This window comes from Mucilaginibacter ginsenosidivorans (assembly GCF_007971025.1).
In the GTDB taxonomy this organism is placed as follows: Bacteria; Bacteroidota; Bacteroidia; order Sphingobacteriales; family Sphingobacteriaceae; genus Mucilaginibacter; species Mucilaginibacter ginsenosidivorans.
Map to the genome: position 1 here is coordinate 1978582 of NZ_CP042436.1, position 13296 is coordinate 1991877.

The 13296-nt window shown below is 45.9% G+C and carries 13 protein-coding genes; 6 read left to right on the forward strand and 7 right to left on the reverse strand.

What is annotated here, in order from left to right; all coding sequences use genetic code 11:
* Window positions 1-64 precede the first annotated feature (64 nt).
* From hemH to FRZ54_RS09080, 5 genes are all read right to left on the reverse strand, one after another.
* On the reverse strand, window positions 65-1084 hold the full coding sequence (gene hemH, locus FRZ54_RS09060; protein WP_147031305.1) for a ferrochelatase: 1020 nt from the start codon (window positions 1082-1084) through the stop codon (window positions 65-67).
* A gap of 113 nt (window positions 1085-1197) precedes the next feature.
* A complete protein-coding gene (locus FRZ54_RS09065; protein ID WP_147031306.1) occupies window positions 1198-2049 on the reverse strand; it encodes a 4-hydroxy-3-methylbut-2-enyl diphosphate reductase in 852 nt (283 codons plus the stop codon).
* A gap of 291 nt (window positions 2050-2340) precedes the next feature.
* On the reverse strand, window positions 2341-3429 hold the full coding sequence (locus FRZ54_RS09070) for a glycosyltransferase (protein WP_147031307.1): 1089 nt from the start codon (window positions 3427-3429) through the stop codon (window positions 2341-2343).
* A gap of 39 nt (window positions 3430-3468) precedes the next feature.
* A complete protein-coding gene (locus FRZ54_RS09075) occupies window positions 3469-4092 on the reverse strand; it encodes a lysophospholipid acyltransferase family protein (protein WP_147031308.1) in 624 nt (207 codons plus the stop codon).
* Window positions 4089-4910: an alpha/beta fold hydrolase gene (locus FRZ54_RS09080; protein WP_147031309.1), complete on the reverse strand. Its 822-nt coding sequence runs from the start codon at window positions 4908-4910 to the stop codon at window positions 4089-4091. Before FRZ54_RS09080 ends, FRZ54_RS09075 begins: the two co-directional genes overlap by 4 nt.
* 121 nt (window positions 4911-5031) lie before the next feature.
* Between FRZ54_RS09080 and FRZ54_RS09085 the strand changes: the two genes are divergently transcribed.
* A complete protein-coding gene (locus tag FRZ54_RS09085) occupies window positions 5032-5499 on the forward strand; it encodes a hypothetical protein (RefSeq protein WP_147031310.1) in 468 nt (155 codons plus the stop codon).
* A gap of 34 nt (window positions 5500-5533) precedes the next feature.
* Here FRZ54_RS09085 and FRZ54_RS09090 read toward each other — a convergent pair whose 3' ends face one another.
* Window positions 5534-6751 (reverse strand): 3-deoxy-D-manno-octulosonic acid transferase, encoded by a 1218-nt coding sequence (locus FRZ54_RS09090; RefSeq protein ID WP_147031311.1) that lies wholly within the window; start codon window positions 6749-6751, stop codon window positions 5534-5536.
* Between the two features lie 63 nt (window positions 6752-6814).
* Here FRZ54_RS09090 and FRZ54_RS09095 point away from each other — a divergent pair, with 63 nt between their 5' ends.
* From FRZ54_RS09095 to FRZ54_RS09115, 5 genes are read left to right on the forward strand one after another with little or no spacing between them, the layout of a single operon-like run.
* The gene (locus tag FRZ54_RS09095; protein WP_147031312.1) at window positions 6815-8125 is read left to right on the forward strand and encodes a UDP-glucose dehydrogenase family protein; all 1311 of its coding nucleotides are present in this window, start codon (window positions 6815-6817) and stop codon (window positions 8123-8125) included.
* A gap of 1 nt (window position 8126) precedes the next feature.
* Window positions 8127-9110 (forward strand): UDP-glucuronic acid decarboxylase family protein, encoded by a 984-nt coding sequence (locus FRZ54_RS09100; protein ID WP_147031313.1) that lies wholly within the window; start codon window positions 8127-8129, stop codon window positions 9108-9110.
* A gap of 2 nt (window positions 9111-9112) precedes the next feature.
* A complete protein-coding gene (gene galE, locus FRZ54_RS09105) occupies window positions 9113-10135 on the forward strand; it encodes a UDP-glucose 4-epimerase GalE (protein ID WP_147031314.1) in 1023 nt (340 codons plus the stop codon).
* 9 nt (window positions 10136-10144) lie between these two features.
* Window positions 10145-11197, forward strand: coding sequence for a dTDP-glucose 4,6-dehydratase (rfbB, locus tag FRZ54_RS09110; protein ID WP_147031315.1), 1053 nt, complete (start codon window positions 10145-10147; stop codon window positions 11195-11197).
* Between the two features lie 2 nt (window positions 11198-11199).
* Window positions 11200-11940: a tyrosine-protein phosphatase gene (locus tag FRZ54_RS09115; protein WP_147031316.1), complete on the forward strand. Its 741-nt coding sequence runs from the start codon at window positions 11200-11202 to the stop codon at window positions 11938-11940.
* A gap of 82 nt (window positions 11941-12022) precedes the next feature.
* Here the strand turns inward: FRZ54_RS09115 and FRZ54_RS09120 are convergent, their stop codons facing one another.
* Window positions 12023-13264: an ABC transporter permease gene (locus FRZ54_RS09120; RefSeq protein WP_147031317.1), complete on the reverse strand. Its 1242-nt coding sequence runs from the start codon at window positions 13262-13264 to the stop codon at window positions 12023-12025.
* Window positions 13265-13296 lie beyond the last annotated feature (32 nt).

Here is a 13296-nt window from a genome sequence, read left to right on the forward strand (position 1 = left end):
AAAGTAAATAAACATCAAAATGGAAAGCAAGAAAAATGTGTTAAAAAAAGTTAAAGCAGTTTATTTAATTCGACAGGACCATCTTTGCCAAAGCCTCGATGAATTTCGGCGAATCGTTCAGGCTTTCAACCAATTGAACGGTTTCGCCGCCAAGTGCTTTAAATTCGTCGCCGTATTCAACAGGCACTTCGTAAACAGTTTCAAGGCAATCGGCTACAAAGGCAGGGCAAAATACCAGCAGGCGTTTTTTACCTTCTTTAGCCAATTTCGCAACTATCTCGCTGGTATAAGGCTGCACCCAGGGATCGCTGCCCAGCCGCGACTGGAAACAGATGGTATATTTTTCTTTGGGAATATTGAGTTTTTCGGCCAATAGTCTGGCAGTATGGTGCGATTGTGCCGAATAGCAATACCGGTTAGCATCTGTCAATGTTTGACAGCAATCAGCCGATTTAAGGCAATGGTTATGTGTGTGATCCGATTTGATCAGCTGCCGTTGTGGTAAACCGTGGAAGCTGAACAGGATATGATCGTAAGTTTCCGGCTTGTGTTTGCGGGCATTATCAGCAAAGGTTTCGATCATCAGTTCATCATCATGAAAGGAATTAATGAACCTGATCGTCGGCTTGGTTGGCCATTGCTTTACCAGTTCCATTACCTTATCATACACCGACCCGGTACTTGCCGATGCATATTGCGGGAATAAAGGGATAACTACAATATCATAGATCAGGGCGTCCTTAAGCCTTTGTAATGCCGCGTCGATAGAAGGGCTTTGATACCGCATACCCAGCTCCACCTGGTATTCATCGCCGAGGCGCTCCTGCAATAATTTATGTTGTAATTTGCTGTAATGCAATAAAGGCGAGCCCGTTTTCTCATCCCATATTGCCTGGTATAATTTAGCAGATTTTGGTCCGCGTGTAGGTACGATGATGCCTTTCACCAGCAAAGTACGGGATATAGGGTTTATATCGATCACCAGTGGATCCATCAAAAATTCACGAAGGTATTTGCGGACATCCGCCGTCGACGGACTATCTGGCGTACCCAGGTTGATCAGTAAAACTCCTTTTTTGCTCATATTAACGGGCGCAAAAATAACAAAAATTACCCCCTAACTATCTGAAGGAGGAACATATTACAAAAATATTATGATCAGGAATTCATACTCTCCCCTTTAGGGGGCCGGGGGGGCTAAAATTTTTCCAGTTCAGCTTTCACCTGTTCCATCAGCCACATAGGGGTTGAGGTGGCGCCGGCTATACCGACTTTATCTCCGGGAGCGAACATGGAAAGCTCCAGTTCTTCGGGCGATGAAATGAAATAGGTTTCAGGATTATGCTTGCGGCAAACTTCGAAAAGCACCTTGCCGTTTGATGATTTCCGGCCCGAAACAAAGATGATCTTATCAAACTTAGCTACAAAAGCGGGCAGGTCCTTATCGCGGTTGGATACCTGGCGGCAAATGGTATCATTGGCCTTTACTTCGTACCCACGGGATATCAGCTCCTCTTTTATCTTGTAAAACTTTTCTGTGCTTTTGGTGGTCTGGCTGTACAGGGTGAATTTATCCGGCAGATCGACATTATCCAGCTCCTCCATATCCGTAAAAACAAGCGCCTCGTTATTGGTTTGGCCCTGCAGGCCGATCACCTCAGCATGACCGGGTTTCCCAAAAATTAGTATCTTTTCGTTGCTGTCGTAGGAGGTTTTTATCCTGTTCTGTAGCTTCAAAACCACCGGGCAGGACGCATCGATGAGCATAATATTGTTCTCAAGCGCCAGTTTATAGGTTTCCGGGGCTTCGCCATGTGCGCGGATCAATACCTTTTCGTTATGAAGATCTTTTAACTGTTCGTGGCCGATGATACGCAGGCCCTTTGCTTTCAGTCTTTCTACTTCTTCGTCGTTGTGGACTATATCGCCCAGGCAATACAGGTAGCCGTCTTCGGCCAGTATCTCCTCGGCCATGTCGATGGCATACACTACGCCAAAGCAAAAGCCCGAGTCCCCGTCAATTGTCACCTGTAAATTGTAGCCACCCATTTCGATGCAAAGTTACTGTTTTTTGATTACACTGGTCAAAATATGATTTTAGCGATTTAGGTAAATTGGTCTTGAAATAAAACCTGAAAGGAGGCTCCTCCGGAGCCGCCACGATCTGTTAATTTAGCTATAAACAGGTGACCCCGCTGGAGTCATCGGCCTAAGTTAGAGCGAGTTCCGTAGGAACTGCCTGTTTATAGCCTAAAAATAGTTTGTTATGGCTCCGGCGGGAGCCTCCTGATCTTAAATGGACTTCCATTTTGCACCGATCTTATTAAATACACTATCACTTTATATATTCCTTCCTTTCCAAGTAGTCGTTTTGGTTAGGTATCGCTGTATGGCCAAAAAAGCTATAATCAGCAAATTGAATATTTGTATAGGATGAAGCAATACATTCCGGGCCGCGCTTTGCCCCGCCAGCAAAGAGATCATTACACGCGGCAGCAGGATAAGACCCAGCATCATGGTGATGAGGTTAAGGTTTAGCGTGGTGATAACGATCATTGGTCCACCGATGAGCAGCAGCAGGAAGATCAAAAAGCTAAAAATGTTAAAATTGAAGGCGGCCAGGGCGTTCTTGCCAAAGCCATTGACAGCCCCTGAATAGCTTTTGTACATGCGGCAGCTGATCATGCCGTTGGCCAGCAGGCTTTCGCTGTTAAACCTGGCCGACTTCACCTGCCTCATGATCTCGGCATCCTCCACTATTTTATCCTTCGTCAGGCTGTGCCATTGTTTTTGCCGGTAAATATCAGCGTTAAATAACATAAACTGTCCGCTTGCCGCGGCCACGACCGAATTGCGGCTTAGGTAAATGAGCCTCAGCGGCAATAAATTCAGCAATATATAGTGCATTAAAGGTACTGTAACCTTTTCGGCAAAAGTTTCCATCTGCTGGTTGGCGAAAAGACTAAGCAGTCCCAGGTTGCGAAAATACATGCGGTGCACCGCGCTATTGATCAGGCTGTTACGCACCTGCACATCAGCATCAAGAAACAGGAAAAAGTCGCCCTTTGCTTGCTGTGCCAGTTGATGACAGGCATAGTTTTTTCCGAGCCACTGGCCGGTCAGCTCTTTTCCCCTAATAATACGGAAGGCATGATGCTTCGACGCAAACCCGGCACACAATTCGTACGTGCTGTCAGACGAGTCATCATCTAACACGATTACCTCATAATTCGGGTAATCCTGGCTTAAAATAGAGTCGAGCAGGTTGAGGATATTTTTCTCCTCGTTTCGGGCAGGTATCAGTATCGACACCAGGTCAGTATAAGGCTTATTTACGCGGCGTAGTTTGGGGTCGGAGACGAAGTTAAAAACCGTTACGACGAAGCGCAGTATAATAAAAACGAACGTAACGTAAATAACGGTGATCACTTTAAATAACTATTTCGGGTTTCGTTTTTACATATCTACTTAATGCTCCATATTTACCTGGGCCGCCAACGCTTGCTGATGACAGATATTTATATTTTTTACCAATTCATCAAAAGGTACCTGGCCGGCTACGCCGCAATCAAATAAATGAATATAAGCCGACGGCTTGAGGCTTTCAAAATAATCGATCAGCACGCAGGAATAAACCACCTGGCAGGGGCCTTTGATATTTTTGATCAGCTTATCTATGCCGCGTTCGATGGTTACTTCGATGGCATGGTTCGAGATCAGTTCGCCCTGCGGGAAAACGACCACCAGGTTTTGCGGATCATTAAGCAACCCGGCAGCATATTGCAGCGATTCGATCATTTCGCGTGAGCCCTTCTCAATGGAAAACCCGCCGAAATAGTTGAAGAGCCATCGCTTTTCAAGGTGATCGTGCTGCATCATAATGTACAGCTTACGCTTAAGGTGCCAGTAAGCCAGGTAATTGCCAAAAAAGCCGTCCCACCAGCTAAAATGATTGCAAAGCAAAAGAATAGAGTGACCGGGTTTTGGCTCAAACGGCATTACCACAACCTGGTTAAACGCCTTGCGCATACGGTAACGCATATATTTTGCGAACCAGTTGCTCATCCAGGTAACTCTGCGGGCGGGTATCATTGCGGTAAATTTAGTAAATACTCGTCCAAAGCCTGCACTACCAACCAATGCCCAAGCTGCACCTCATGCACCTGCGGATCATCCAGTTTCGCGATAAAAGGTTTTGCGGCTGATATCGGGAACAGTTTATCGTCCCTGCCAAAGATCAATGTGCATTTGATATGGTGCTGGTTGATGAGCGCGGCTATCCTGTTTGTATCCGGTTTTAGCTGCCTGATGATGTTCAGGGTATAATAAACGTCCTGTCTTTTTTTTTCGGTATCTATCTCGTTATAGGCGATGGTGTACAGGCTATCGTCAATAAACCTTACCCTTTTCAAATTTTTCAATAACGATGGCGCCAGCCATTTGCTTTTTGTCGCCCGGCGAAAAAAGAATTTGCCCATCGGCTTGTGCATCAAAAACTCGAACCCTTTGTAAACTGATAAACCATCCGGCGCCATCAGGATGATCTCTTCGATCAAATCAGGGTATTCTTCCAGCAATATCAACGCTAAATTCGCGCCGATGGAATAGGCCATCAACGATACCCTTTGCCGTCCATAAATTTTGAACCATTCCTCCAGGTAAGCTTTCACCATTTCGCGGGGCATGCCTTCCAATATTTCCTTTTCTGTCCAGGTGCTTTCCAGTTCGCTTTCGCCATGGAAAAAATGGTCGATACCGTAAACGTGATATTTTGTCAGGATGGATTTTTTAAGCACATGGAACTGCTTCCCCGTCATGCCATAACCATGAAAGGCCAGCATCGGTTTATCGCCGCTGCCGTATTCGTGGTAATGCACTTTGCCAAGACCGGGAATTGTGAGGAAGCCCATAACGGGCAATATTAAGGAATTTTATTAATCCCGTAGAGACGCATCATCATGCGTCTCTACTTTAAATAACAGATATTTCCGGCAACCATTGTATTTTTAACGGACATTTCAATGCCGTTTTATGAAACTATTGCTGATATCCGCGTTTATCTTGATCATTGGCTCTGCCAGGCCGCCGGCCGGTTTGCAGGGCACTTATGGTGTGCAAAGCAGGAATGATAAAGCCCCATACTCTTTGCTCCAAATCCACTATTCGGCTAAAGGTATTATCTTATTTTATTTTGAACGCGCACAGGGTGCACCGGGCTATAATTCAGGCGCGATTTATGGGCAGCTGACTTTGAACAAGAAAACCGGGAACTACGAATACTTGCCTGTTGAAGAAGGCGACTGCAAGCTGGAATTCATTCATGCCGGGAACAAGATAATAATAAGGACCTTATCAGGTGATTGCGGCTTTGGCGGCGGGGTAATCGCCGACGGCACCTATCCGTTAATGGATACCAAAAATCCGGTGTTTTGTATTACCCGCACGGGTAAGAAGGTGTATTTTGAAAAAACACCGCCGGGTAAATTCAGGGAGGATTAAATGTAGAGACGCATAACTATGCATCTCTACAGGATTAATAATTATCAAGATATTCCAAAATCATCCCCGTCGCCCCCGTATTCTCTTTCACATAATCCTTTATCTTTTGACTGATGCTTTTGAGCCGATCATCGTTTGTTAAATAAGAGAAAGTGTTTTTCAATTCAGCAGCATTATTGATACTAACAGCTAATTCCAACGACACCAGGTCGCGTGCCTCCTTAAACTTTTTATAATTTGGGCCAAAAATAGCCGGCAGCCCAAATGCGGCAGCCTCTAAAATGTTATGTATCCCTACCCCGAACCCACCGCCGATGTAGGCAACCTGGCCGTATTGGTACAGGGAGGATAGCATGCCAATGTTGTCGATGACGATGATCTTGAGATCTGAGATCTGAGATTTGAGATTTGAGACATCTGAATAGCGCATGGCTGAATTTGAAGGCAGTAAACTGATGAGTTTACTTATTTTATCTTCTTTGATCTCATGCGGGGCGATGACGAATTTCCAGTCGGGGTGGGTTTTGATGAGTTGTACCAACAGTTCTTCATCTTCCGGCCAGGTGCTGCCGGCGATGAACACCTTGCTGCCTTTTGTAAATTCTTCGATCAGCGGGAAAGGCTTCGGTGCCTGCGCGTTGGCCCATACCCTGTCGAAACGAGTATCGCCGCTTACGGATACATTGGTGATATGGATATTTTGAAGCAGGTTTTTCGAGTTTTCATCCTGCACAAAAAAATGGGTCACAAAACCCAGCATTCGGCGGTACAGGTCGCCGTACCATTTAAAGAATACCTGGTTTGGCCTAAAAATGCCCGAAATGACAAACAAAGGAACATTTTTTTGGTTTAACTCGTAAAAATAGTGGTACCAATACTCGTATTTGGTAAAAACGGCTATTGTGGGTTGAATGGCATCGATAAAATGCCGTGCATTGGCAGCTGTATCCAGCGGAAGGTAATACACGGCATCAGCAAGTGGTGTATTTTTTCGGATCTCGTAACCCGATGGTGAAAAAAAGGTAATCACTATCGCGGTACCGGAGTGTGCCGACCGGAAGCCGGCCAGTACGGGAAGGCCCTGTTCAAACTCGCCAAGCGAGGCAAAATGGAACCAGGCGCTCTTGTCAAATTTTTGGTATTGAATATTGCTTCTGCCTTTTAGCCAGAGCTTTGCCTTATTGTTAAAAAACGAGGCAATGTATATTAAGAACACATAAATTCTTAATCCTAAGTTATAAAGCAGCAGCATTATATTTTATTAATTGTTACCTTAGACGCGCATAAAAGTAAGAACATAAAAACATAAATACATATGAAAATAGCTGTAGTAGGTACAGGGTACGTGGGTTTGGTAACCGGTACCTGTCTGGCCGAAACGGGCAACCAGGTAACCTGCGTTGATATCAATGAGAAAAAAGTAGAAATGATGAAAAACGGCAAGGTTCCGATCTACGAACCGGGCCTCGAATTACTCTTCAACCGTAATATAAACCAGGGCAGGCTTCATTTTACGTCGAACCTGGCTGAAGCAATAGAAGAAGCAAAGATCATATTCATGGCACTGCCAACCCCTCCGGGCGGCGATGGCGCTGCCGACCTTAGCTATGTACTTGGTGCCGCAAAAGATATTGCAAAGCTGATGAAAGAATATAAGGTGATCGTAACCAAATCGACCGTGCCGGTGGGTACCGCCGATAAGGTGACCGCCATTATGAAGGAAAATACAAACCAGGAGTTCGCTGTGGTATCAAACCCCGAGTTCCTGCGCGAAGGCGTTGCAGTAGACGATTTTATGAAGCCCGACCGAGTGGTTATCGGTACTACCGACGAGCGCGCACGCAAATTGCTGGGCGAACTTTATGGGCCATACGTACGCCAGGGCAACCCCATTGTATTTATGGACGAGCGTTCATCCGAATTGACTAAGTATGCAGCCAACTCTTTCCTGGCTACCAAAATATCCTTCATGAATGAAATTGCTAACCTGTGCGAACTGGTAGGCGCCGATGTGGATATGGTACGCCGCGGCATAGGGTCGGACGACCGTATTGGCAAGCGTTTCCTGTTCGCAGGTATCGGTTATGGCGGCAGCTGTTTTCCTAAGGATGTACAGGCCCTGGCCAAATCGTCCGAAGAGAACAAGTACGACTTTAAGATCCTGAACGCTGTGATGGACGTTAACGAGATACAGAAAAAAGTGCTGGTTGAAAAGGTAAAGAAATATTTCAAAGGCGACATCAAAGGCAAGAGATTTGCCATGTGGGGCCTGGCTTTTAAACCGGAGACCGATGACATCCGCGAAGCGCCTGCCTTATATATCATTGACGAATTACTGGCAGCCGGGGCACAGATAAGCGCCTTTGACCCCGAGGCAGCGAACAATGTAAAAGCGCTGGTTGGCGATAAGATCACTTATGCAAAAGATCAGTACGATGCTTTGAAGGATGCTGATGCGCTGCTGATAGTAACTGAATGGTCGCTGTTCCGCACACCGGACTTTACGCAGGTTGAAGAGTTGTTGAAAAACAAGGTTATTTTTGACGGCCGTAACCTGTACGATCTGCAAAAAATGATCGATTGTGGCTTCTATTATAATAGTATAGGCAGAAAAGTAATCGCATAACATGGCAAACCGCAAACGCGTTTTAATAACCGGGGCAGCCGGTTTCCTGGGCTCACACCTGTGCGACAGGTTTATTAAAGAAGATTTTCATGTTATCGGCATGGATAACCTGATCACCGGCGACCTGCGCAATATCGAGCACCTGTTCAAGCTGGAAAACTTTGAATTTTATAATCATGATGTTTCCAAATTTGTCCATGTACCGGGTGAATTGCATTATGTATTGCATTTTGCATCGCCCGCAAGCCCGATAGATTACCTGAAAATACCGATCCAGACCCTGAAAGTGGGTTCCTTAGGAACACATAACCTGTTGGGCTTATCCAAAGCCAAAGGCGCAAGAATGCTTATCGCTTCCACATCGGAAGTTTATGGCGACCCGAACGTGAACCCGCAGCCCGAAGAATATTGGGGCAATGTGAACCCAATCGGTCCACGAGGTGTTTACGATGAAGCCAAGCGTTTCCAGGAAGCCATTACCATGGCTTACCATACTTTCCACAAATTAGAGACCCGTATTGTACGTATATTTAACACTTACGGTCCGCGCATGCGCCTGAACGACGGCCGTGTATTGCCGGCATTCATCGGCCAGGCCTTACGGGGCGAATCGCTTACCATGTTTGGCGATGGTTCACAAACCCGCTCATTCTGCTATGTGGATGATTTGGTGGAAGGCATCTATCGCCTCCTTTTCAGCGACTATGCTTTGCCTGTAAATATTGGCAACCCCGACGAGATCACTATCCGCGAGTTTGGCGAAGAGATCATCAAACTGACCGGCACCGATCAGAAGTTGATCAGCCTGCCGTTGCCGACAGACGACCCGAAACAGCGCCGGCCTGATATTACCAAGGCGAAAGCTTTATTAGGCTGGGAGCCGAAAGTTTCGCGTAGCGAAGGATTAAAGATCACTTACGAATATTTCAAATCGCTGCCTGAAAAAGAAATTCAGCATAAGGATTTCACTTACTACAACAAATAATAATGTCTAAAATATTAGTTACCGGCGGATTAGGATATATAGGTTCGCATACCGTTGTCGAACTGATCAACGCGGGCTATGAACCCGTCATCGTAGATGACTTGTCCAATTCGCATCCAAAAATTTTGGAGCAGATAACAAAGATCACGGGCAAAAAACCGGTTTTTCACCAACTTGACCTTTGTGACGATGCATCGGTAAAGAACCTGGCAACCGCTGAACCCCGCATTTCAGGTATTATCCATTTCGCTGCTTCAAAAGCTGTCGGCGAATCGGTGCAACAGCCTCTGAAATACTATCGCAACAATATATATTCCTTAGTAAACCTGTTGAATGTATATTATGGCAAGCCGTTGAATTTTGTGTTCTCGTCAAGCTGTACCGTTTACGGCCAGCCTGATGAACTGCCGGTAACCGAATCGGCGCCGGTTAAACCTGCCGAATCGCCTTATGGCAACACCAAGCAGATAGCCGAAGAGATATTAAAAGATACCATTGCTTCCGGCGCAAATTATAAAGTGATAGCATTAAGATACTTTAACCCGGTAGGCGCGCACGAGTCTGCACTGATAGGCGAACTGCCTATCGGTGTGCCACAAAACCTGGTGCCGTTCATTACACAAACTGCCATAGGCAAGCGCGAAAAGATTACCGTTTTCGGTGATGACTATAATACTCCCGATGGTAGTTGCGTTCGCGATTACATCCACGTGGTAGACCTGGCGAAGGCACATGTAGCCGCGTTGAAGCTTATGGAGAAAGAAAGCTTTAAGGGTTATGATGTGTTTAATCTTGGTACCGGCGTTGGCAATTCAGTACTGGAGGTTATCGCAGCATTTGAGCGCAGCACGGGTGTTAAACTGAATTATACCATCGGGCCGCGCCGCAGCGGCGACGTGGAGCAGGTTTGGGGCGATGTTACTAAAGCCAAAGATCAGCTTCACTGGCAAACGATGCTTGACATCGACACCATGATGAAGTCGGCATGGGCGTGGGAAAAGTATTTATCCCAAAATCCTTTGTAACTTTGCATCATGCAAAAGATCATCGTTACAGGCGGCGCCGGATTTATCGGTTCGCATGTAGTGCGCCGGTTCGTTAAAAATTACCCTCAATATCAAATTATCAATCTTGATAAATTGACCTATGCCGGCAACCTGGCCAATCTGAAAGATATTGAACACGAACCTAATTACCGTTTTGTAAAAGGCGATATTGTCGACTCAGCTTTTATCATCGATCTTTTTGAGAAAGAAAACCCTGATGCGGTGATCCACCTGGCAGCCGAATCGCATGTCGACCGCTCTATCACCAACCCGCTTGAATTTGTGATGACCAACGTGGTTGGTACTGTAACCCTGCTGAATGTTGCACGCAATCATTGGAAAGGTAAATACGATAAGACCCGTTTTTATCATGTATCGACGGACGAGGTTTATGGCAGCCTGGGAGAAGGCGGCATGTTTACCGAAACCACCAATTACGATCCTCATTCCCCTTATTCAGCATCTAAAGCAAGTTCGGATCATTTTGTAAGGGCCTATCACGATACTTACGGACTGGATACGGTGATATCCAATTGTTCCAACAATTACGGTTCTTACCATTTCCCGGAAAAGCTGATACCGCTGGCTATTAATAATATCAAACAAAGCAAACCCGTACCTGTATATGGAAAGGGTGAAAATATACGCGACTGGTTGTGGGTGGAGGACCATGCCCGGGCCATCGACCTGATATTTCACCGGGCGAAGGCTGGGTCGACCTATAATATAGGCGGGCATAATGAATGGAAGAATATTGACCTTATCCGCTTGCTTTGCAGTATATTGGACCGTAAACTGGGCAGGGCAGAAGGCGAGTCGGCAAAGCTTATTACTTTTGTAACAGACCGTGCCGGGCACGATCTAAGGTATGCAATAGACGCAACTAAATTAAAAAATGAACTGGGCTGGATGCCGTCGATCACCTTTGAAGAGGGGCTTGAAAAAACAGTGGATTGGTACCTGGCCAACGAGGATTGGCTAAACGACGTGACGTCGGGGCACTACCAGCAATATTATAACGAACAATACGCTAACAGATAACGATGTTTAATTTCTTCCGTAAGAAGGAAAGTCCGATAAATACCCCTGACTATAGTACTATTGCCGTGGATATGCATTCGCATGTATTGCCCGGTATTGATGATGGCGCTCAAAATCCGCAGGAGTCGGTGTTCCTTATCCGCCGGATGATGGATCTTGGGATCAAAAAAATAATTGCGACGCCCCATATCATGGCCGATTATTATCGCAATACGGCCGAAAGCATTAATGGCGCCCTTGAACTATTGAAGGCCGAATTGGTAAAGGAAAAGATCGACATAACAGTAGAAGCAGCCGCCGAGCACTATTTTGATGAGACGTTCGAAAAAAGGATCGATGATGGTAAGCTTATGATAATGGGTGGTAAGTATGTGCTGTTTGAATTATCGTTTGTTGCGCAGGCGCCAAACCTGTTGCAGGCAATTCAAAAAATGACCAACCTTGGTTTACAACCGATACTCGCTCACCCCGAGCGTTACCTGTATATGGATATTGACCAGCTTAAGGGCCTGCGCGACTGGGGTTGTTATCTTCAGTTAAACACCATATCGCTGACCGGGTACTATGGCAGGGAATCCAAAAGAATGGCCGAGGACCTGGTGGACGAGCAACTGGTAGATTTTATATCAAGCGATATGCATCATCCCAAACATGCCGAAGCATTAAAAAATGCTTTAAAAACAGCCCACCTTCAGAAACTGCTTTCAGAAGAATACCCGCTAAAAAATATTATGCTTTTATAAGTTGGATCGAGAACAAGGATTAAATTTAAGACCCTTATCTTGATTCCTGGCTCTTATTTCTTATTTCCTGGCTCCAGCAAAACTATTCGTACCTCAACGCTTCGACCGGATCCAGACGTGAAGCTTTCTGAGCGGGGTAGAACCCGGAAAGAAGGCCGATAAGTGTACAAACAATTATCGCGATAAGCAACCAAAGCCACGGTATGGTAAACGCTCCGCTGATACTGACCGCGATAAGGTTCCCAATGGCTATGCCAAGTATAATGCCGAGTATACCCCCGATGAGGCAGATCACGATGGCTTCTATCAAAAATTGTTTTCGTATGATGGACGGTGTTGCGCCAATGGCTTTACGCAAGCCTATCTCGCGGGTGCGTTCGGTTACCGATACCATCATGATATTCATCAGGCCTATGGATGCACCCAGCAGCGTGATGATACTGATGGTAATGCCCCCTATGGTCATGCCGGCCAAGTTTTGCGTGGCTTCGGCCTGGATCGATTCACTGCTTGATATTTCGAAATTATCCGGATTAACAACAGCTAAACCGCGCACATTGCGAAAGGTTGAAATGGCCTCGCCTTTGGTAGCATCAAAGCTGGCGGATGCAAGTGCGTCTACAGTTATCGACAACGAAGGATTGGAAACCGTATCTACCTGTTTGGCCTTTAAAACGGGTATAACGCAAAATTTATCACCCGGGCCAAAGCCGGAACTGCCCTTCGATGCTACTATACCCACAATGCGAAACCTGTTCTTGCCAACAAAAATATACTTGTTTATAGGATCCTCGTTTTTAAACAGGCGCTTTTTGATCTCATTACCGATGATGACAACCCCCTCTCCGTGTTCGAGCTCTGCCGCTGAGAAATTTCGCCCGAAGGCCAATTTTTTACCCGATGTAACCAGGTAGTTCTCGTCCGACCCGGTAAAATAGATATTGGGGTTGGATTTTTGGTTGCCATATTTAACAACAGCGGTACCCGATAAAAACAGATTTACCGAGGTTACCGCAGGAGCGTTGAACGCTTTTTTAAAGCGGTCGGCCTGCGCGTATGTAATTGGCGGATAAACTTTACGATGCCCGGCATTGCCGAAATTAAGCCCGCTATTGGTGTTTTGTATGGTAAACGAATTGGCACCCAATTCGCCGAAAACATTGTTGGTATAATCCTTTATGCCCTGTATGGCTGTCAAAATGCCCACCAGCGCCATAATGCCAATAGCAATAATGAGCGATGTGAGCGATGCCCGAAGCCGGTTGCCTGAAATGGATTGCAGGGCAATAGAAATATTTTCTTTAAGCGTAGTTTTTACCGCCATACGGTATTGTCAGATTCGGTAGTATGACTATA

Coding starts and splice junctions, on each gene's coding strand:
- FRZ54_RS09090 (WP_147031311.1), bottom strand. CDS start 6,751: ATGCTGCTGCTTTATAACTTAGGATTAAGAATTTATGTGTTCTTAATA.
- FRZ54_RS09080 (WP_147031309.1), bottom strand. CDS start 4,910: ATGGGCTTCCTCACAATTCCCGGTCTTGGCAAAGTGCATTACCACGAA.
- FRZ54_RS09075 (WP_147031308.1), bottom strand. CDS start 4,092: ATGATACCCGCCCGCAGAGTTACCTGGATGAGCAACTGGTTCGCAAAA.
- FRZ54_RS09065 (WP_147031306.1), bottom strand. CDS start 2,049: ATGGGTGGCTACAATTTACAGGTGACAATTGACGGGGACTCGGGCTTT.
- FRZ54_RS09085 (WP_147031310.1), top strand. CDS start 5,032: ATGAAACTATTGCTGATATCCGCGTTTATCTTGATCATTGGCTCTGCC.
- galE (WP_147031314.1), top strand. CDS start 9,113: ATGTCTAAAATATTAGTTACCGGCGGATTAGGATATATAGGTTCGCAT.
- FRZ54_RS09100 (WP_147031313.1), top strand. CDS start 8,127: ATGGCAAACCGCAAACGCGTTTTAATAACCGGGGCAGCCGGTTTCCTG.
- FRZ54_RS09095 (WP_147031312.1), top strand. CDS start 6,815: ATGAAAATAGCTGTAGTAGGTACAGGGTACGTGGGTTTGGTAACCGGT.
- FRZ54_RS09120 (WP_147031317.1), bottom strand. CDS start 13,264: ATGGCGGTAAAAACTACGCTTAAAGAAAATATTTCTATTGCCCTGCAA.
- FRZ54_RS09115 (WP_147031316.1), top strand. CDS start 11,200: ATGTTTAATTTCTTCCGTAAGAAGGAAAGTCCGATAAATACCCCTGAC.
- rfbB (WP_147031315.1), top strand. CDS start 10,145: ATGCAAAAGATCATCGTTACAGGCGGCGCCGGATTTATCGGTTCGCAT.
- hemH (WP_147031305.1), bottom strand. CDS start 1,084: ATGAGCAAAAAAGGAGTTTTACTGATCAACCTGGGTACGCCAGATAGT.